At 59.1% G+C, this 17,692-nt stretch carries 20 protein-coding genes; 16 read left to right on the forward strand and 4 right to left on the reverse strand.

The genetic code is table 11. From position 1 onward, the window contains the following. Positions 1-6 precede the first annotated feature (6 nt). The 11 genes from cysN (at position 7) to rpoS (ending at position 8,903) form a co-directional block, all read left to right on the forward strand. Positions 7-1,434 (forward strand): sulfate adenylyltransferase subunit CysN, encoded by a 1,428-nt coding sequence (gene cysN / locus HMPREF3142_RS14940; protein WP_012967340.1) that lies wholly within the window; start codon positions 7-9, stop codon positions 1,432-1,434. Beyond that, positions 1,434-2,039: an adenylyl-sulfate kinase gene (cysC, locus tag HMPREF3142_RS14945; RefSeq protein ID WP_002915158.1), complete on the forward strand. Its 606-nt coding sequence runs from the start codon at positions 1,434-1,436 to the stop codon at positions 2,037-2,039. Before cysN ends, cysC begins: the two co-directional genes overlap by 1 nt. A gap of 50 nt (positions 2,040-2,089) precedes the next feature. Beyond that, on the forward strand, positions 2,090-2,416 hold the full coding sequence (locus HMPREF3142_RS14950) for a DUF3561 family protein (RefSeq protein ID WP_008806224.1): 327 nt from the start codon (positions 2,090-2,092) through the stop codon (positions 2,414-2,416). Between the two features lie 140 nt (positions 2,417-2,556). Next, positions 2,557-2,874 carry a cell division protein FtsB gene (ftsB, locus tag HMPREF3142_RS14955; RefSeq protein ID WP_002915156.1) on the forward strand — a complete coding sequence of 106 codons (318 nt, stop codon included), beginning with the start codon at positions 2,557-2,559 and terminating at the stop codon, positions 2,872-2,874. A gap of 19 nt (positions 2,875-2,893) precedes the next feature. Continuing rightward, positions 2,894-3,604: a 2-C-methyl-D-erythritol 4-phosphate cytidylyltransferase gene (gene ispD / locus HMPREF3142_RS14960; RefSeq protein WP_008806223.1), complete on the forward strand. Its 711-nt coding sequence runs from the start codon at positions 2,894-2,896 to the stop codon at positions 3,602-3,604. Next, on the forward strand, positions 3,604-4,083 hold the full coding sequence (gene ispF / locus HMPREF3142_RS14965; protein ID WP_008806222.1) for a 2-C-methyl-D-erythritol 2,4-cyclodiphosphate synthase: 480 nt from the start codon (positions 3,604-3,606) through the stop codon (positions 4,081-4,083). The genes ispD and ispF overlap by 1 nt, the downstream gene beginning before the upstream one ends. Then, the gene (gene truD, locus HMPREF3142_RS14970; protein ID WP_012540736.1) at positions 4,080-5,129 is read left to right on the forward strand and encodes a tRNA pseudouridine(13) synthase TruD; all 1,050 of its coding nucleotides are present in this window, start codon (positions 4,080-4,082) and stop codon (positions 5,127-5,129) included. Before ispF ends, truD begins: the two co-directional genes overlap by 4 nt. Next, a complete protein-coding gene (surE, locus tag HMPREF3142_RS14975; protein WP_012540737.1) occupies positions 5,110-5,871 on the forward strand; it encodes a 5'/3'-nucleotidase SurE in 762 nt (253 codons plus the stop codon). Before truD ends, surE begins: the two co-directional genes overlap by 20 nt. Next, a complete protein-coding gene (locus HMPREF3142_RS14980; RefSeq protein WP_008806219.1) occupies positions 5,865-6,491 on the forward strand; it encodes a protein-L-isoaspartate(D-aspartate) O-methyltransferase in 627 nt (208 codons plus the stop codon). The genes surE and HMPREF3142_RS14980 overlap by 7 nt, the downstream gene beginning before the upstream one ends. Positions 6,492-6,615: 124 nt before the next feature. Beyond that, positions 6,616-7,752 carry a murein hydrolase activator NlpD gene (gene nlpD, locus HMPREF3142_RS14985; RefSeq protein ID WP_016161719.1) on the forward strand — a complete coding sequence of 379 codons (1,137 nt, stop codon included), beginning with the start codon at positions 6,616-6,618 and terminating at the stop codon, positions 7,750-7,752. A gap of 158 nt (positions 7,753-7,910) precedes the next feature. After that, positions 7,911-8,903, forward strand: coding sequence for an RNA polymerase sigma factor RpoS (rpoS, locus tag HMPREF3142_RS14990; protein ID WP_002915106.1), 993 nt, complete (start codon positions 7,911-7,913; stop codon positions 8,901-8,903). A 52-nt stretch (positions 8,904-8,955) separates the two neighbouring features. Here rpoS and HMPREF3142_RS14995 read toward each other — a convergent pair whose 3' ends face one another. After that, positions 8,956-9,333: a DUF4440 domain-containing protein gene (locus tag HMPREF3142_RS14995; protein WP_032731156.1), complete on the reverse strand. Its 378-nt coding sequence runs from the start codon at positions 9,331-9,333 to the stop codon at positions 8,956-8,958. Next, positions 9,330-10,532, reverse strand: coding sequence for an MFS transporter (locus HMPREF3142_RS15000; protein WP_064176443.1), 1,203 nt, complete (start codon positions 10,530-10,532; stop codon positions 9,330-9,332). The genes HMPREF3142_RS14995 and HMPREF3142_RS15000 overlap by 4 nt, the downstream gene beginning before the upstream one ends. 108 nt (positions 10,533-10,640) lie before the next feature. Between HMPREF3142_RS15000 and HMPREF3142_RS15005 the strand changes: the two genes are divergently transcribed. Continuing rightward, on the forward strand, positions 10,641-11,528 hold the full coding sequence (locus HMPREF3142_RS15005) for a LysR family transcriptional regulator (RefSeq protein WP_064166573.1): 888 nt from the start codon (positions 10,641-10,643) through the stop codon (positions 11,526-11,528). Between the two features lie 8 nt (positions 11,529-11,536). Here the strand turns inward: HMPREF3142_RS15005 and HMPREF3142_RS15010 are convergent, their stop codons facing one another. Next, complete coding sequence (locus HMPREF3142_RS15010) at positions 11,537-11,944, reverse strand: MarR family winged helix-turn-helix transcriptional regulator (protein ID WP_008806213.1); 408 nt, start codon at positions 11,942-11,944, stop codon at positions 11,537-11,539. Positions 11,945-12,118: 174 nt separating this feature from the next. Between HMPREF3142_RS15010 and HMPREF3142_RS15015 the strand changes: the two genes are divergently transcribed. The 4 genes from HMPREF3142_RS15015 (at position 12,119) to HMPREF3142_RS15030 (ending at position 14,877) form a co-directional block, all read left to right on the forward strand. Further along, entirely contained in the window at positions 12,119-12,712 is a 594-nt protein-coding gene (locus HMPREF3142_RS15015) for a non-oxidative hydroxyarylic acid decarboxylases subunit B (RefSeq protein WP_002915099.1), read from the forward strand. Beyond that, positions 12,712-14,139, forward strand: coding sequence for a non-oxidative hydroxyarylic acid decarboxylases subunit C (locus tag HMPREF3142_RS15020; RefSeq protein ID WP_004205612.1), 1,428 nt, complete (start codon positions 12,712-12,714; stop codon positions 14,137-14,139). The genes HMPREF3142_RS15015 and HMPREF3142_RS15020 overlap by 1 nt, the downstream gene beginning before the upstream one ends. Positions 14,140-14,149: 10 nt before the next feature. After that, entirely contained in the window at positions 14,150-14,386 is a 237-nt protein-coding gene (locus tag HMPREF3142_RS15025; protein ID WP_049162931.1) for a non-oxidative hydroxyarylic acid decarboxylases subunit D, read from the forward strand. A gap of 338 nt (positions 14,387-14,724) precedes the next feature. Then, positions 14,725-14,877 carry a Hok/Gef family protein gene (locus HMPREF3142_RS15030; protein WP_002915097.1) on the forward strand — a complete coding sequence of 51 codons (153 nt, stop codon included), beginning with the start codon at positions 14,725-14,727 and terminating at the stop codon, positions 14,875-14,877. Positions 14,878-14,995: 118 nt separating this feature from the next. On the opposite strand, the gene mutS is transcribed toward HMPREF3142_RS15030, so the two are convergent. Next, entirely contained in the window at positions 14,996-17,557 is a 2,562-nt protein-coding gene (gene mutS / locus HMPREF3142_RS15035; RefSeq protein ID WP_012967342.1) for a DNA mismatch repair protein MutS, read from the reverse strand. Between the last annotated feature and the right edge of the window lie 135 nt (positions 17,558-17,692).

Here is a 17,692-nt window from a genome sequence, read left to right on the forward strand (position 1 = left end):
GCCGCCATGAACACCACAATTGCCCAACAAATTGCTAATGAAGGCGGCGTAGAAGCTTACCTGCACGCGCAACAGCACAAGAGCCTGCTGCGTTTTCTGACCTGCGGCAGCGTCGATGATGGCAAAAGCACCTTAATTGGCCGTCTGCTGCACGATACGCGCCAGATCTATGAAGACCAGCTGTCGTCTCTGCACAACGACAGCAAGCGTCACGGTACCCAGGGCGAAAAACTGGACCTGGCGCTGCTGGTGGACGGCCTGCAGGCTGAGCGTGAGCAGGGCATCACCATCGATGTCGCTTACCGTTACTTCTCGACCGAAAAACGCAAATTTATCATCGCCGACACCCCGGGGCACGAGCAGTACACGCGCAATATGGCCACCGGCGCGTCAACCTGCGACCTGGCGATCCTGCTGATCGATGCGCGCAAAGGCGTGCTCGACCAGACCCGCCGTCACAGCTTTATCTCTACGCTGCTGGGCATTAAACACCTGGTGGTAGCGGTCAACAAAATGGATCTCGTCGAGTTTAGCGAAGCACGCTTCAACGAGATCCGGGAAGATTATCTGACTTTCGCCGAGCAGCTGCCGGGCAACCTCGATATCCGCTTTGTACCGCTGTCGGCGCTGGAAGGCGATAACGTCGCCAGCCAGAGCGCGAACATCCCGTGGTATAGCGGCCCGACCCTGCTGGAAGTCCTCGAAACCGTGGAGATCCAGCGGGTAGTCGAGAGCCAGCCGCTGCGCTTCCCTGTGCAGTATGTTAACCGTCCGAACCTCGATTTCCGCGGCTTCTCCGGCACGGTCGCCTCCGGTACGGTTACCGTTGGCCAGCGTTTGAAGGTGCTGCCGTCGGGCGTCGAATCGAGCGTGGCGCGTATCGTCACCTTCGACGGCGACCTGCAGGAAGCTGCCGCCGGCGAAGCCATTACCCTTGTGCTGAAAGATGAAATTGACATCAGCCGCGGCGACCTGCTGGTTGACGCACAAGCCTCGCTGCCGGCGGTGCAAAGCGCCAGCATCGACGTGGTGTGGATGGCTGAGCAGCCGCTGACCCCGGGCCAGAGCTACGACATCAAAATCGCCGGGAAGAAGACCCGCGCTCGCGTCGACGCTATCCGCTACCAGGTCGATATTAACAACCTGACCCAGCGTGAAGTCGAGTCTCTACCGCTGAACGGCATTGGGCTGGTGGAGCTGACCTTTGACGAACCTTTAGTGCTGGATCCGTATCAGCAAAACCCGGTGACCGGCGGGCTTATCTTTATCGATCGCCTGACCAACGTCACCGTGGGCGCCGGGATGGTCAACGAGCCGCACCTGCAGGCGTCGACCTCGGCATCGCAGTACAGCGCCTTCGAGCTGGAGCTGAACCAGCTGATCCGTAAACACTTCCCACACTGGGACGCCCGCGACCTGCTGGGAGGCCAATAATGGCCCAGCATGACGAAAACGTCGTCTGGCATGCCCATCCTGTGACTCAGCAGCAGCGGGAACAGCATCACGGCCATCGCGGCGTGGTGCTGTGGTTTACCGGCCTTTCGGGGTCGGGTAAATCCACCGTCGCCGGGGCGCTGGAAGAGGCGCTGCATGAGCGTGGCGTCAGCACCTATCTGCTGGACGGCGACAACGTGCGCCATGGTCTGTGCAGCGATCTGGGATTCAGTGATGAGGATCGCAAAGAGAACATTCGCCGCGTCGGCGAAGTGGCCAGGCTGATGGTCGATGCCGGGCTGGTGGTATTGACGGCATTTATATCACCACACCGCGCGGAACGGCAGATGGTGCGCGAGCGCCTGGGGGAGGGACGCTTTATCGAAGTGTTCGTCGATACCCCGCTGGCCATCTGCGAGGCGCGGGATCCGAAAGGATTATACAAGAAGGCGCGGGCAGGGGAATTACGCAATTTCACCGGCATAGACTCGGTCTATGAGGCACCGGAAAAGGCGGAAATTCATCTGGATGGTGAACAATTGGTAACAAATTTGGTGCACCAACTATTAGACCTGCTGCAACAGAGCGATATTATCAGATCCTGAAACGGCAGCGGCATCGAGGGGTGCCGGTTGCCCGGTCTACAGGATTCGATATGCGCAATACCCAGAACCTCAGTATTATTCGTTCAGAACCGCCTCCGGCGATCGGCGACGAGACCACCTGGTCTCTGTCGGGCGCTGCCGTGGGCTTTATTTCATGGCTGCTGGCGCTGGGTATTCCCTTCCTTCTCTATGGCAGTAATACGCTCTTCTTCCTCCTTTACACCTGGCCGTTCTTCCTTGCGTTGATGCCGGTGGCGGTAGTGGTCGGTATTGCGCTGCACTCTCTGCTCAATGGCAAACTGCTCTATAGCGCCAGCGCGACTATCCTGACCGTCGGGCTGATGTTTGCGCTACTCTTCCTCTGGCTGTTGGGATAACCCGTTTCCGGGATGAATCAAGCATGGGTATCGGCAGCAAAAATATGGTACAGTCCCCGCGTTACGCGGCATCGTCCGCGCGCCCCGGTAGCGTACCCGGGCGAGTTTTGGGATGATGATGCCGTTTTTCAGGGGGCAGGATGGGTAAACTAACGCTGCTATTATTAGCTTTGCTGGTCTGGCTACAGTATTCACTGTGGTTCGGTAAAAACGGCCTGCACGACTACACGCGGGTTAACGACGACGTCACCGCCCAGCAGGCGACTAACGCCAAATTAAAAGCACGCAACGATCAGCTATTTGCCGAAATTGACGACCTCAACGGCGGGCAGGAAGCGATCGAGGAGCGCGCGCGCAATGAACTCAGTATGACCCGCCCGGGCGAAACCTTCTATCGTCTGGTACCGGATGCGTCTAAACGCAACCAGGCATCGGGGCAACAGCAGAACAATCGATAACCAGGCCCAGGATTACGACATGGCAGCCACTTTTCCGGGCGTTTGCGCCGTGGTGCCGGCAGCCGGTTTTGGCCGCCGCATGCAAACGGAATGCCCGAAACAATATCTCTCAATCGGTAACAAAACGATTCTCGAACATGCCGTCGCCGCACTGCTGGCGAATGCGTGCGTCCAGCGCGTGGTGATTGCCGTCAGCCCCGGCGATCGGCGCTTCAGCCAGCTACCGCTGGCGCAGCACCCGCAAATTACCGTCGTGGATGGCGGCGCCGAGCGCGCCGATTCCGTGCTCGCGGGCCTGAAGGCGTTGCCGGAGGCGCAGTGGGTGCTGGTGCATGACGCCGCGCGCCCCTGCCTGCATCAGGACGACCTCAGCCGTCTGCTGGCGCTCAGCGAAACCAGCCGTGTCGGCGGGATCCTCGCGGCGCCGGTGCGCGACACCATGAAGCGCGCCGAGCCGGGCAAAACCGCTATCGCCCATACCGTCGATCGTAATGACCTGTGGCATGCGCTCACCCCGCAATTTTTCCCTCGCGAGCTGCTGGTGGATTGCCTCACCCGGGCGCTGAACGAGGGGGCGACCATCACTGATGAAGCCTCGGCGCTGGAGTACTGCGGCTTCCATCCGCAACTGGTCGCCGGTCGCGCGGATAATATTAAAGTGACGCGCCCGGAAGACCTGGCGCTGGCTGAATTTTACCTCACCCGTTCCCGACACCAGGAGAAAGCTTAATGCGAATTGGACATGGTTTTGACGTACACGCTTTTGGCGGTGAAGGCCCAATCATTATTGGCGGGGTACGCATTCCTTATGAAAAAGGGCTGCTGGCCCACTCCGACGGCGACGTCGCGCTGCATGCGCTGACCGACGCGCTGCTGGGCGCCGCGGCGCTCGGCGATATCGGCAAACTGTTCCCCGATACCGATCCGGCGTTTAAAGGCGCCGATAGCCGCGAACTGCTGCGCGAAGCGTGGCGTCGTATTCAGGCCAAAGGCTATACGCTCGGCAACGTCGACGTCACCATTATCGCCCAGGCGCCGAAGATGCTGCCGCATATTCCGCAGATGCGCGTCTTTATCGCGGAAGATCTCGGCTGCCATATGGACGACGTCAACGTGAAAGCGACCACCACCGAGAAGCTGGGCTTCACCGGCCGCGGGGAAGGGATCGCCTGCGAAGCGGTCGCGCTGCTGCGTAAGGCCGAAAAATGATCGCCTTTGACCAACTGACCTGGCTGCACGGCAAGCCGCAGAGCAGCGGGCTGCTGAAAGCCAATCCGGAAGATTTTCTGGTAGTGGAAGATCTGGGCTTTGCGCCGGACGGCGAAGGCGAACATGTGCTGGTGCGGATCCTGAAAAACGGCTGCAATACGCGCTTTGTCGCCGACGCGCTGGCGAAATTCCTCAAGATCCACGCCCGTGAAGTGAGCTTCGCCGGGCAAAAGGATAAGCACGCCGTCACCGAGCAGTGGCTGTGCGCGCGGGTGCCCGGCAAAGAGATGCCGGACCTGAGCAAATTTCAGCTCGAGGGCTGCCAGGTACTGGAATATGCCCGCCATAAGCGTAAGCTGCGTTTAGGCGCGCTGAAAGGCAACCAGTTTACCGTGATCCTGCGCGAGATTAGCCATCGCCAGGACGTGGAGACGCGTCTGCAGGCCATCGCTGAACGGGGCGTACCGAACTATTTCGGCGCGCAGCGCTTTGGCATTGGCGGCAGTAATCTGCAGGGCGCGTTGCGCTGGGCGGAAAGCGACGCGCCGGTGCGCGATCGCAATAAGCGCAGTTTTTGGTTGTCGGCGGCCCGCAGTGCGTTGTTTAATCAGCAAGTCAGTATTAGATTAAAAAAAACGGAATTTAATCAGGTTGTTGATGGCGATGCGCTACAATTAGCGGGGCGTGGGAGCTGGTTTGTCGTCACACCGGAAGAACTCGAGGTTTCGCAGGCGCGGGTGCACAACCGCGAACTGATGATCACGGCTGCGCTGCCGGGCAGCGGCGACTGGGGAAGCCAGCGCGACGCTCTGGCCGCCGAGCAGGCCGCCATCGCCGAAGAAACGTCGCTGCAGGCGCTGTTGGTGCGGGAGAAAGTTGAGGCGGCGCGCCGGGCGATGCTCCTCTATCCGCAGCAGCTTAGCTGGAACTGGTGGGATGACGTAACCGTTGAACTGCGTTTCTGGCTGCCGGCGGGCAGCTTCGCCACCAGCGTGGTCAGGGAGCTTATCAATACAACGGGTGACTATGCGAATATTGCTGAGTAACGATGACGGGATCCATGCGCCGGGGATACAGACCCTGGCAAAGGCCTTAAGGGAGTTTGCCGAGGTCCAGGTTGTTGCACCCGATCGTAACCGCAGCGGAGCCTCGAATTCGCTGACGCTGGAATCATCCCTGCGTACGTTTACCTTTGAAAATGGCGACATCGCCGTCCAGATGGGCACCCCGACCGACTGTGTCTATCTCGGCGTGAACGCGCTGATGCGCCCGCGTCCGGACATCGTCGTTTCCGGCATTAACGCGGGTCCCAACCTGGGCGATGACGTCATCTATTCCGGCACCGTGGCCGCAGCGATGGAAGGTCGCCATCTGGGGTTCCCCGCGCTGGCCGTGTCGCTGAACGGCTATCAGCATTACGATACCGCCGCGGCGGTAACCTGCACCATTCTGCGCGCCTTAAGCCGCGAGCCGCTGCGTACCGGGCGGATCCTTAACATCAACGTGCCGGATCTCCCGCTTGATCAAATCAAGGGAATTCGCGTGACTCGCTGCGGCAACCGCCATCCGGCCGACCAGGTGATCCCGCAAAAAGATCCGCGCGGCAACACCCTGTACTGGATTGGCCCGCCGGGCGATAAGCGCGATGCCGGGCCGGGCACCGATTTTGCGGCAGTGGATGAAGGCTATGTTTCCGTGACGCCATTGCACGTCGATTTAACCGCCCATCAGGCGCATGAGGTAGTCAGCGATTGGCTGGAACGTGTCGGGGTTGACGGGCAATGGTAAGTAAACGTGTTGAAAGTTTGTTGAATCAACTGCGCACGCAGGGCATCGTCGATGAGCGTGTCCTCGAGGCGATCGCGCGGGTCCCGCGCGAAAAATTTGTTGATGAAGCCTTTGAACATAAAGCGTGGGAAAACACCGCGCTGCCGATTGGCCAGGGGCAGACCATCTCCCAGCCTTACATGGTGGCGCGGATGACCGAGCTGCTGACGCTGACGCCGGAGTCGCGCGTGCTGGAGATCGGCACTGGTTCCGGCTACCAGACGGCCATCCTGGCGCACCTGGTGCATCACGTTTGCTCGGTGGAGCGGATTAAGAGTTTACAGTGGCAGGCGCGTCGTCGCCTGAAACAACTTGATTTACATAATGTTTCAACCCGTCATGGCGATGGGTGGCAAGGTTGGCAGGCACGGGCGCCGTTTGATGCCATTATTGTGACGGCGGCGCCGCCAGAGATTCCAACCGCGCTGCTGGCGCAGCTGGATGACGAAGGCGTGCTGGTGCTGCCGGTTGGCGAAGAGCATCAGTTTCTCAAACGGATCCGTCGCCGGGGCAACGAATTTATCATTGATACCGTCGAGGCCGTTCGCTTTGTTCCCCTGGTGAAGGGGGAGCTGGCCTGAGACCCGGATTATTCCAGGTTTTTTTGCCTGACTTTAGGCGTAGGGTGGACGCATTTTTCAGTGTCCTGGCCGGGCGCCGCCCGGTAAGCAAGATATTGGCAGTTAACATATTCCTGGGGGATAAATGAGCGCGGGAAGCACCAAATTTACCGTCAGCCGTATTGCGGCTCTTTCACTGGTTTCACTCTGGCTGGCCGGGTGTACCAACACCAATAATCCGCCAGCGCCGGTTAGCTCTGCCGGCGGTGCCGCCTCTTCCAGCACCAACTCCGGCATGCTGATTACGCCGCCATCCTCCGGCGTCAAGTCTGCTCCTCAGGCGCAGCCGATCCAGCCGGTACAGACCCAGACCATTCAGCCGCAGCCGACGCCGATGGCGCAGGAGCCGGTGCAGACGGTGAACGGTAAGATCGTTTACAACCGCAAATATGGCGATATTCCGAAAGGTAGCTACACCGGCGGCAGTACCTATACGGTCAAACGCGGCGACACGCTGTTCTATATCGCGTGGGTCACCGGCAACGATTTCCGTGACCTGGCGCAACGCAACAATGTCCCGGCCCCGTACGCGCTGAACGTGGGTCAGGTGCTGCAGGTCGGCAACGCCTCAGGCCAGCCGATCACCGGTGAAAACGCCGTTTCTCAGGCCAGCGCAAGGGCGAGCGGCGGTGCGACAGCCACCACAACTTCTGCACAAAAATCGACCGCGGTGGTTGCTTCACAACCGACTATTACGTATTCTGAATCTTCAGGTGAACAGAGTGCTACCAAGATGTTGCCTAATAATAAACCAGCGTCCACGACCACAACGGTTGTCGCGCCGGTGACGGCACCAACAACGGTGAGCACAACCCAGCCGACTGCAAGCAGTACGTCAACCAGTTCGCCGATCTCATCATGGCGCTGGCCGACTGATGGCAAGGTTATCGAGAACTTTAGCGGCGCGGAAGGCGGCAATAAAGGTATCGACATTGCAGGCAGTAAGGGACAGGCTATTGTCGCGACCGCCGATGGGCGTGTCGTCTATGCCGGTAACGCACTGCGCGGCTACGGTAATCTTATTATCATCAAACACAACGATGATTACCTGAGTGCCTACGCTCATAACGATACCATGCTGGTTCGGGAGCAACAGGAAGTCAAAGCGGGGCAGAAAATCGCTACCATGGGTAGCACCGGAACCAGTTCAACAAGATTACATTTTGAAATTCGTTACAAGGGGAAATCCGTCAACCCGCTGCAGTACTTACCGCAGCGATAATTTGGCAAAGTACGGATAAGCGAAGCATCAGCTAACAGGCGCCAGGGCGGTGTCTACGTCCTCTCTCACAGAGAGGGCAGGGGAAATCGTCCAGGCGTCGTTTGTTGATGTGCCGTGGAAGGTGCTTTGCTCAGGGATCACGGGTAGGAGCCACCTTTATGAGTCAGAATACGCTGAAAGTTCATGATTTAAATGAAGACGCGGAATTTGATGAGAACGGAATTGAGGTTTTCGACGAGAAGGCCTTAGTAGAAGAGGAACCCAGTGATAGCGATCTGGCTGAGGAAGAGCTACTGTCGCAAGGCGCAACACAACGCGTACTTGACGCCACTCAGCTTTATCTTGGAGAGATTGGTTATTCCCCACTGCTGACCGCGGAAGAGGAAGTCTATTTCGCGCGTCGCGCACTGCGTGGTGATGTCGCTTCACGCCGTCGCATGATTGAAAGCAACCTGCGTCTGGTGGTGAAGATTGCCCGTCGTTACAGCAATCGTGGTCTGGCGCTGCTGGATCTGATTGAAGAAGGTAACCTCGGTCTGATCCGCGCCGTTGAAAAGTTTGACCCGGAACGTGGGTTCCGTTTTTCGACCTATGCGACCTGGTGGATCCGCCAGACTATTGAACGGGCGATCATGAACCAAACCCGTACGATCCGTTTGCCGATCCACATTGTTAAAGAGCTGAACGTCTATCTGCGTACCGCGCGCGAGTTGTCCCATAAGCTGGACCACGAGCCGAGTGCGGAAGAGATTGCCGAACAGCTGGACAAACCGGTCGATGACGTCAGCCGTATGCTGCGTCTGAACGAGCGCATCACCTCCGTGGATACTCCGCTGGGTGGCGATTCAGAAAAAGCGCTGCTGGATATTCTGGCCGATGAGAAAGAGAACGGCCCGGAAGACACCACGCAGGACGATGATATGAAGCAAAGCATCGTCAAATGGCTGTTCGAACTGAACGCCAAGCAGCGTGAAGTTCTGGCGCGTCGTTTCGGTCTGCTGGGTTATGAAGCAGCCACGCTGGAAGATGTGGGCCGTGAAATTGGCCTCACCCGCGAGCGTGTGCGGCAGATCCAGGTGGAAGGTCTGCGTCGCCTGCGGGAAATTCTGCAGGGGCAGGGGCTGAATATCGAAGCGCTCTTCCGCGAATAAGATCTTTTCTCTCAAAAAGGCCCCCTCGACAGTCGGGGCCTTTTTCTTTGCGCTAGCCGAGGCGGGTTTCCTGCAGATGACGCCAGATCATTTTTCCTTCCGCTTGCTGAAAAATCGCCGTCGACCAGCGTACGTTCTCACTGCCATCCGCCAGCGTTTGGCTTTCACGGTATAGCACTGCGGCGCCGTCGTGCCATTCGCTAATGATTTTCGCCTGATCCACCGCGATGTGTAATCCCGGACGGGTTGCCCCCGCATGGTGGAAAAAACGGCTCACCGCCGGGTAGTCCATCTTCTCGCCGCCCGGAGGGATCATGATGAATTCGGCGGCAAAACGTGTCATCAGCGCCTCAGCGCTTCCTTCCCCCTGGCTTAACCAGCGTTCAATAAGGACATGGGCGTCGAGGACTTCCTGCAGATAAGGGTTCATGACTTCTCCAGAGTGGTGTGCAGGCGATGGATAATCGCCCGATTGTTCAGCCGCAGGCAAAACAGCAGCGGCAACAGGGTGATGGCAGCGGCGCTAATAAACACCCCCTGCCAGGCGTAGACCGGCGGGAACACCCTCAGCAGCAGGGCGAGCAGCGCGCTGCCGGCAAAGAAGCTGAGCTGGCGGTTCAGATTCCACAGCGCGCTGGCGTCAGGCATCTCTTCGGCAGGCGTATGCAGGAAGGCGCTGCTTTGCGCAGTACTGCTGCATAAGCTGCCTCCGCCGCCCATCAGCGTAAAGGCCAGAATCAACAGCGCCAGCGGGCTGTGCGCATCGATCTTCAGCAGCAGCAGGATCCCCGCCGCCTGTAGCAAGCAGCCAACCATCACCAGCGGTCGTGGTCCGAAGCGGTTGAAATACCTGCCGGTAAAAGTGATGGCGGCGAACGAGGCCAGCGACCAGGGCACCATCAGGGCACCGATGGCCCCCGGCGCCATCCCGGTGACGCGTTGCAGGTAGAACATCCCGACCACGTTGACGCCAATAAACATCCCCGGTACGCAGAGGTAGATCAGCATCGCGAAGCGCAGCAGGGGATCGGCCAGCAACGACAGCGGAAGAAAGCGAGTTGGGCGAACCGGGCCGGGGCTGTCGTTCAGCCATCGCACCGCCAGCACAAAGGTTAGCAGAGCCACAGGCAGGCTGGCGAAAAAGACCCAGCGCCAGCTGAAGGCCTCGACTAACAGGCCGCCGATCGCCGGCGAGCAGGCTGGCGCCAGCAGGCCGACCAGCATCACCGCCGCCGAGAGTTTCGCCCGCTCATGCGACTGAAACAGCGGCCACGTCAATGCCTGGCCAAGGGGGATTAACAGCCCGCCGCCCATCCCCTGCAGCGTCCGCCAGAAAATCAGCTCGCCGAGACTGCTGGCAAGCCCTGCCGCCAGCGCGCCGAGGCTGAACAGCCCCAGCGAGAGTAAAAACAGTCGTTTCGCCCCCCAGCGCTGACTAAGCCAGGCACTGAACGGTACGACGACCGTCAGACCGAGAATATAGGCATTGCTGACCCACGCCAGCTGAGAGACGGAAACCGCCAGCGCGCGGCTGATGGCCGGGAAGGCGATGCTGGCGATAAACATATTGATCAAATCGAGAAAAAAGCCGAACAGAAAAACGGTGGCAACGCGGTGGCGATAGGTCATGGTTCACTCCCTCAGACAGGCGGCTACTGTAAACCCGGTTCTGCGGGGGATAAACGGGGCTAGTCGGGATATACTGTCTGAATATTTTTGACAATCATCCGGACGACGATGCTTAATCTTCAGCGTGTGACCATGTTTATCGCCGTGGTGGATGCCGGCAGCTTCACCCTGGCCGCTGCGGCGCTGGGGCAGACCAAGGCGGTGGTCAGCTTTAACGTGCGGCAACTGGAAAATGAGCTGGGGGTGACCCTGCTGCTGCGCTCTACGCGTCGTCTGCGCCTCACTGACGCCGGGACGTTGTTCTATCAGCGCGGGGTGGCGCTGCTGAAAGCGGCGGAAAATCTGCAGGATGAGGTGCGGGCCAGCCATACCGGCTTAAGTGGCGAGCTGCGGATCACCACCACGCCGGAGTATGGCGCGCAGGTTATCATTCCGGCGCTGGCCGCGTTTGCCCGTCGTCACCCGGCGCTGCGGGTGCGCCACGTCTCCTCCTCCCATCATGCGGACCTCATTTCAGAACGATTTGATGTGGCGATACGCCTCGGTACGCTGGCCGATTCCCGCTATCGGGCGACGCGGATAGCCAGTTTCGCGATCCTGCCCGTCGCCTCTCCGGCCTGGCTGGCAAGCCATCCGGTGCAGACGCTGTCCGATCTGGCGCAAGCTGACTGGATTATTCATGAGCGTCTGTCGGCGCCGCTGCGCTGGCAGCTGCGCACGGATCAACAGACAGAGGTGGATTTCGCCATCGCCAGCGCGCCGCGCTTTTCAGCCGACAGCGCTACGGCGCTGATGAGCTTTGCCCTGGCCGGGTGCGGCATCGCCTTGCTGCCGGCATGGCTGGTAGCCGAAAAAGTGGCGCAGCGGGAGCTGGTGCCGCTCCTGTCGGAATACCGTTTCCCACAGCAGGGCGTGTATGCCCTTTATCCCGATGCGCAGCATATGCCGACCCGGGTGAGGGCGTTTATTGACTTCCTGCGCGAGAAGGTCGGTTAAGCGCCCGTTCAGGGCGCCATCATTTTGCGCACCAGCCGGGTGAACTGTTCACGTTCGCCATCGCTCAGGCGGCCGAGAAACTCGTCATCGATCTCATTGCCCTGCGGAATCGAACGGTTAAGCAACGCCTCGCCTTGTTCGGTCAGATAGACAAAACGGCGGCGTTTATCGGCGGGATCGTGTTCCCGGCGCACCAGGCCGCGCGCCTCCATCCGGCTGAGCATCTCCGCCAGCGTGGCCTTGGTACTGACCGCCGCTTCAATCAGCACGACCTGCTCAATACCCGGCTGCTCCGCTACCGAGCGCATCACCGCATACTGAGGTTTAGTCAGGTCCGGTAACGCCTGCTGCCAGCGGGCGGTATGTTGTTGAAAAAGCTGGCGCAGCAGGTGAAATGCTTCGTTTCGTAACTCCATGAATACTCCGTAACAAAACTGTCACCTCTATGATAGCCGTTCGTACGCCATTTTATACCCTTTCTGCGTTTTTGATTAAAAATGCGCACGTATACGAACGATCTTGTCATCCCCGTCCGGAGAGGGTAATTTAAATATAAAGTTCGTGTACGAACAAAATGAATGAGGTCTGGAATGAAACTGATTATTGGGATGACGGGGGCCACCGGGGCTCCGCTTGGGGTGGCATTGCTGCAGGCGCTACGTGATATGCCGGAGGTGGAAACCCACCTGGTGATGTCGAAATGGGCCAAAACCACCATCGAGCTGGAAACGCCCTGGACAGCGCGCGAAGTGGCCGCGCTGGCGGACTTTTCCCACAGCCCGGCAGACCAGGCCGCCACCATCTCTTCCGGTTCATTTCGTACCGACGGCATGATCGTTATTCCCTGCAGTATGAAAACGCTGGCAGGCATTCGCGCGGGTTATGCCGAAGGGCTGGTGGGCCGCGCGGCGGACGTGGTGCTCAAAGAGGGGCGCAAGCTGGTGCTGGTCCCGCGGGAAATGCCGCTCAGCACGATCCATCTGGAGAACATGCTGGCGCTGTCGCGCATGGGCGTGGCGATGGTGCCGCCGATGCCAGCTTACTACAACCACCCGGAGACGGTTGACGATATCACCAATCATATCGTCACCCGGGTGCTGGATCAGTTTGGCCTCGACTATCACAAAGCGCGCCGCTGGAACGGCTTGCGCACGGCAGAACAATTTGCACAGGAGATCGAATAATGGCTTTTGATGATTTGCGCAGCTTTTTGCAGGCGCTGGATGACCAGGGACAACTGCTGAAAATCAGTGAAGAGGTGAACGCTGAGCCCGATCTGGCGGCGGCCGCCAATGCCACCGGACGCATCGGCGACGGCGCCCCGGCGCTGTGGTTCGATAATATTCGCGGCTTTACCGACGCCCGCGTGACGATGAACACCATCGGCTCGTGGCAGAACCATGCCATCTCGCTGGGCCTGCCGCCCAACACGCCGGTGAAAAAGCAGATTGATGAATTCATTCGCCGCTGGGATAACTTCCCGGTGACGCCAGAGCGCCGCGCCAACCCGGCGTGGGCGGAAAACACCGTGGATGGCGACGATATCAACCTGTTCGATATTCTGCCACTGTTCCGCCTCAACGATGGTGACGGCGGTTTCTACCTCGATAAAGCCTGTGTCGTTTCGCGCGATCCGCTTGATCCTGACAACTTCGGTAAGCAAAACGTCGGTATCTACCGCATGGAAGTGAAAGGCAAGCGCAAGCTCGGTCTGCAGCCGGTGCCGATGCACGATATCGCGCTGCATCTGCACAAAGCGGAAGAGCGTGGGGAAGATCTGCCGATCGCTATTACCCTCGGTAACGACCCGATTATTACCCTGATGGGCGCCACGCCGCTGAAATACGATCAATCAGAATATGAAATGGCTGGCGCGCTGCGCGAGAGCCCGTATCCCATCGCCACCGCGCCGCTGACCGGCTTTGACGTGCCCTGGGGTTCGGAAGTGATCCTCGAAGGGGTCATTGAAGGGCGTAAGCGTGAGATCGAGGGGCCGTTCGGTGAATTTACCGGTCACTACTCCGGCGGTCGTAACATGACGGTAGTGCGTATCGACAAAGTCTCGTATCGCAGCAAACCGATTTTTGAATCGCTCTATCTTGGAATGCCGTGGACCGAAATTGATTATCTGATGGGGCCGGCGACCTGCGTGCCGCTGTATCAGCAACTGAAGGCCGAGTTCCCGGAAGTGCAGGCGGTCAACGCCATGTACACCCATGGTCTGCTGGCGATCATCTCCACCAAAAAACGCTACGGCGGTTTTGCCCGCGCGGTGGGCCTGCGGGCGATGACCACTCCGCACGGCCTCGGCTATGTGAAGATGGTGATCATGGTTGATGAAGACGTCGACCCGTTCAACCTGCCACAGGTGATGTGGGCGCTCTCCTCGAAGGTTAACCCGGCGGGAGACCTGGTGCAGTTGCCGAACATGTCGGTCCTTGAACTTGACCCAGGCTCCAGCCCGGCAGGCATCACCGACAAACTGATTATCGACGCCACCACCCCGGTTGCGCCGGACCTTCGCGGCCACTACAGCCAGCCGGTGCAGGATCTGCCGGAAACCAAAGCCTGGGCTGAAAAACTGACCGCTATGCTGGCCAACCGTAAATAAGGAGAAGAAGATGATTTGTCCACGTTGCGCCGATGAAAAGATTGAAGTCATGGCGACCTCGCCGGTGAAAGGGGTCTGGACCGTGTATCAGTGCCAGCACTGTCTTTACACCTGGCGAGATACCGAGCCGCTGCGTCGCACCAGTCGCGAACACTATCCGGAAGCGTTCCGCATGACGCAGAAAGATATTGATGAGGCACCGCAGGTGCCACAAGTACCGCCGCTATTGCCGGAAGATAAGCGTTAATGAAAGGGGCCCGCTAAGTCGGGCCTTTTTTATATTTAGTACAATCATGGAAGCTATTTTTTCATTAAATTAAAAAATTACGCGAAGGGTTAATATACTGGGATGACTTTGCGAGCCTGCTTCCAGATTATTATAAAATCCGTCTGATTAATTCCTTGCAGATAAATTTCACGCCCTGACGAGTATAGAATAGCGGCGGGTGCTTGAGGCTGTCTGGCCTTGAGCATTACCAGGACCCCAGACAGACGAAAGCCCCAGGAGATATTTCTATCAACTGAGGCTAGCGAATGAACATAGACAATTCAGATGTTAGTCTCTTCTTTGCAGGGAGGCAAGATATGCTGACAAAATATGCCCTTGTGGCAATCATCGTACTCTGTATTACGGTACTGGGATTTACGCTGTTGGTGCACAGCTCACTATGCGAGCTGAGTATTAAAGAGCGTAATATTGAGTTTAAAGCTGTTCTCGCTTACGAATCGAAGAAGTAGCATCCGCGCGGGGGCAACCCCGCGTATGGGTTGTCAGGACGCATCCTCTAGCACCCATTTTTAGTTTGTTAAAACGGCAGCGCTGAGCGGCGCTGCCGTTTTTCACCTTAATGGGTGGCTAAACCAGGCTTTTCAGACGGTAGATCCACTCCAGCGCCTGACGCGGGGTCAGGGAGTCGGGATCAAGATTCTCCAGCGCCTCAACCGCAGGCGAGGTCTCTTCCGGGGCGGCGAGTAGCGACATCTGCGTGCCGTCGACCTGGGTCGCCGCCGCGTTGGGCGAGATGCTCTCCAGCTCGCGCAGTTTCTGCCGCGCGCGCTTGATCACCTCTTTCGGCACCCCGGCCAGCGCGGCGACCGCCAGGCCATAGCTCTTGCTGGCCGCGCCGTCCTGCACGCTGTGCATAAAGGCGATGGTATCGCCGTGCTCCAGCGCGTCGAGGTGGACGTTGGCGACGCCTTCCATTTTCTCCGGCAGCTGAGTGAGCTCGAAGTAGTGGGTGGCGAACAGCGTCAGCGCCTTGATTTTGTTGGCCAGATTTTCCGCACAGGCCCACGCCAGCGATAGCCCGTCGTAGGTGGACGTGCCGCGGCCAATCTCATCCATCAGCACCAGGCTATGCTCGGTGGCGTTGTGCAGAATATTGGCGGTTTCAGTCATCTCCACCATAAAGGTCGAGCGGCCGCTGGCCAGGTCATCCGCCGCGCCGACGCGGGTAAAGATGCGATCGATGGGCCCGATCTCCACCTTCTGCGCCGGGACGTAGCTGCCGATATAGGCCAGCAGCGCAATCAGCGCGGTCTGGCGCATATAGGTACTTTTACCGCCCATGTTCGGCCCGGTGATGATCAGCATCCGCCGCTGCGGCGCCAGCTGCAGCGGGTTGGCGATAAACGGCTCTTTCAGCACCTGCTCGACCACCGGATGGCGGCCTTCGCTGATGCGAATGCCCGGCTTATCGCTAAAGGTCGGACAGCAGTAGTTCAGGGTTTCCGCACGCTCCGCCAGGTTGACCAGCACGTCCAGCTCGGCCAGCGCGCTGGCGCTGGTTTGCAGGTCGGCGAGATGCGGCAGCAGCAGGTCGAACAGTTCGTCATAAAGCTGTTTTTCCAGTGCCAGCGCTTTGCCCTTGGAGGTCAGCACCTTATCTTCGTATTCCTTCAGCTCAGGAATAATGTAGCGTTCGGCGTTCTTCAGCGTCTGGCGGCGCACGTAGTGGATCGGCGCGAGGTGGCTCTGGCCGCGGCTAATCTGGATGTAGTAGCCGTGGACGGCGTTGTAGCCGACTTTCAGGGTATCGAGGCCCAGCCGCTCGCGCTCGCGGATCTCCAGCTTATCGAGATAATCGGTGGCGCCATCGGCCAGCGCCCGCCACTCGTCCAGCTCTTCGCTATAGCCCGGAGCGATGACTCCGCCGTCGCGGACCAGCACCGGCGGCGCGTCAATCACCGCGCGCTCCAGCAGTTCGCGCAGTTCGGTGAACTCGCCCATTTTCTCGCGCAATTTTTGCACCGGCTGACGGTCAACGTCGGCCAACAGCTCACGCAGCAGCGGCAACTGCTGCAGGGCATGACGCATGCGGGCTAAATCGCGTGGACGGGCGGTACGCAGCGCCAGACGCGCCAGAATACGTTCCAGATCGCCGACCTGGCGCAGCACCGGCTGCAGCTCGGTATAGCGCTCCTGTAGCGCGCCGATGGTCTGCTGGCGCTCCACCAGCACGGCGGTATCGCGGACCGGCATATGCAGCCAGCGCTTGAGCATCCGGCTGCCCATCGGCGTCACCGTACAGTCGAGTACCGAGGCCAGGGTGTTGTCGGTGCCGCCGGCCAGATTCTGGGTGATCTCGAGGTTACGGCGGGTGGCGGCATCCATAATGATGCTGTCCTGCTGGCGTTCCATGGTGATGGAACGGATGTGCGGCAGCGAGGTGCGCTGAGTGTCTTTGACATACTGCAGCAGGCAGCCGGCGGCGCACAGGCCGCGTGGGGCGTTTTCCACGCCGAAGCCGACCAGATCGCGGGTGCCGAACTGCAGGTTAAGCTGCTGGCGCGCGGTGTCGATTTCAAATTCCCACAGCGGGCGACGGCGCAGACCGCGGCGGCCCTCGATCAGCGACGATTCGGCAAAATCTTCCGCATACAGCAGTTCCGCCGGATTAGTACGCTGCAGCTCTGCCGCCATGGTTTCGCGGTCGGCCGGTTCACTCAGGCGAAAGCGCCCGGAGCTGATATCCAGCGTCGCGTAGCCAAAGCCCTTGCTGTCCTGCCAGATGGCGGCCAGCAGGTTGTCCTGGCGCTCCTGCAGCAGCGCTTCATCGCTGATGGTGCCCGGCGTAACGATACGCACCACTTTACGCTCGACCGGTCCCTTGGTGGTGGCCGGATCGCCAATCTGCTCGCAAATGGCCACCGACTCGCCCTGATTGACCAGTTTGGCGAGGTAGTTCTCCACAGCGTGGTGGGGGATGCCGGCCATCGGGATGGGTTCGCCCGCGGAGGCGCCGCGCTTGGTCAGCGATATATCGAGCAGCTGCGACGCGCGTTTCGCATCGTCATAAAATAGCTCGTAAAAATCCCCCATCCGGTAAAACAGTAGAATGTCAGGATGTTGCGCCTTCAGCTTGAGATACTGCTGCATCATCGGCGTGTGGGCGTCGAGATTGTCAATTGTGCTCATGGGGTGTTATCCAGATCCCTGATTTGAAATGGCTGCGATTTTGTAGTTGTCGTCGTTATCACATGGATGAGACATGATAACGGAGATGGGCAGGTGAGGGAAACCGACGAAAGCGCGCGGCGCGATCCGGATTCC

The organism is Klebsiella sp. HMSC16C06, from assembly GCF_001808325.1.
Taxonomy (GTDB): domain Bacteria; phylum Pseudomonadota; class Gammaproteobacteria; order Enterobacterales; family Enterobacteriaceae; genus Klebsiella; species Klebsiella variicola.

What these genes read in the sequence shown, in the direction of transcription:
- cysN (WP_012967340.1), top strand. Translation starts at nt 7, where the DNA reads ATGAACACCACAATTGCCCAACAAATTGCTAATGAAGGCGGCGTAGAA.
- cysC (WP_002915158.1), top strand. Translation starts at nt 1,434, where the DNA reads ATGGCCCAGCATGACGAAAACGTCGTCTGGCATGCCCATCCTGTGACT.
- HMPREF3142_RS14950 (WP_008806224.1), top strand. Translation starts at nt 2,090, where the DNA reads ATGCGCAATACCCAGAACCTCAGTATTATTCGTTCAGAACCGCCTCCG.
- ftsB (WP_002915156.1), top strand. Translation starts at nt 2,557, where the DNA reads ATGGGTAAACTAACGCTGCTATTATTAGCTTTGCTGGTCTGGCTACAG.
- ispD (WP_008806223.1), top strand. Translation starts at nt 2,894, where the DNA reads ATGGCAGCCACTTTTCCGGGCGTTTGCGCCGTGGTGCCGGCAGCCGGT.
- ispF (WP_008806222.1), top strand. Translation starts at nt 3,604, where the DNA reads ATGCGAATTGGACATGGTTTTGACGTACACGCTTTTGGCGGTGAAGGC.
- truD (WP_012540736.1), top strand. Translation starts at nt 4,080, where the DNA reads ATGATCGCCTTTGACCAACTGACCTGGCTGCACGGCAAGCCGCAGAGC.
- surE (WP_012540737.1), top strand. Translation starts at nt 5,110, where the DNA reads ATGCGAATATTGCTGAGTAACGATGACGGGATCCATGCGCCGGGGATA.
- HMPREF3142_RS14980 (WP_008806219.1), top strand. Translation starts at nt 5,865, where the DNA reads ATGGTAAGTAAACGTGTTGAAAGTTTGTTGAATCAACTGCGCACGCAG.
- nlpD (WP_016161719.1), top strand. Translation starts at nt 6,616, where the DNA reads ATGAGCGCGGGAAGCACCAAATTTACCGTCAGCCGTATTGCGGCTCTT.
- rpoS (WP_002915106.1), top strand. Translation starts at nt 7,911, where the DNA reads ATGAGTCAGAATACGCTGAAAGTTCATGATTTAAATGAAGACGCGGAA.
- HMPREF3142_RS14995 (WP_032731156.1), bottom strand. Translation starts at nt 9,333, where the DNA reads ATGAACCCTTATCTGCAGGAAGTCCTCGACGCCCATGTCCTTATTGAA.
- HMPREF3142_RS15000 (WP_064176443.1), bottom strand. Translation starts at nt 10,532, where the DNA reads ATGACCTATCGCCACCGCGTTGCCACCGTTTTTCTGTTCGGCTTTTTT.
- HMPREF3142_RS15005 (WP_064166573.1), top strand. Translation starts at nt 10,641, where the DNA reads ATGCTTAATCTTCAGCGTGTGACCATGTTTATCGCCGTGGTGGATGCC.
- HMPREF3142_RS15010 (WP_008806213.1), bottom strand. Translation starts at nt 11,944, where the DNA reads ATGGAGTTACGAAACGAAGCATTTCACCTGCTGCGCCAGCTTTTTCAA.
- HMPREF3142_RS15015 (WP_002915099.1), top strand. Translation starts at nt 12,119, where the DNA reads ATGAAACTGATTATTGGGATGACGGGGGCCACCGGGGCTCCGCTTGGG.
- HMPREF3142_RS15020 (WP_004205612.1), top strand. Translation starts at nt 12,712, where the DNA reads ATGGCTTTTGATGATTTGCGCAGCTTTTTGCAGGCGCTGGATGACCAG.
- HMPREF3142_RS15025 (WP_049162931.1), top strand. Translation starts at nt 14,150, where the DNA reads ATGATTTGTCCACGTTGCGCCGATGAAAAGATTGAAGTCATGGCGACC.
- HMPREF3142_RS15030 (WP_002915097.1), top strand. Translation starts at nt 14,725, where the DNA reads ATGCTGACAAAATATGCCCTTGTGGCAATCATCGTACTCTGTATTACG.
- mutS (WP_012967342.1), bottom strand. Translation starts at nt 17,557, where the DNA reads ATGAGCACAATTGACAATCTCGACGCCCACACGCCGATGATGCAGCAG.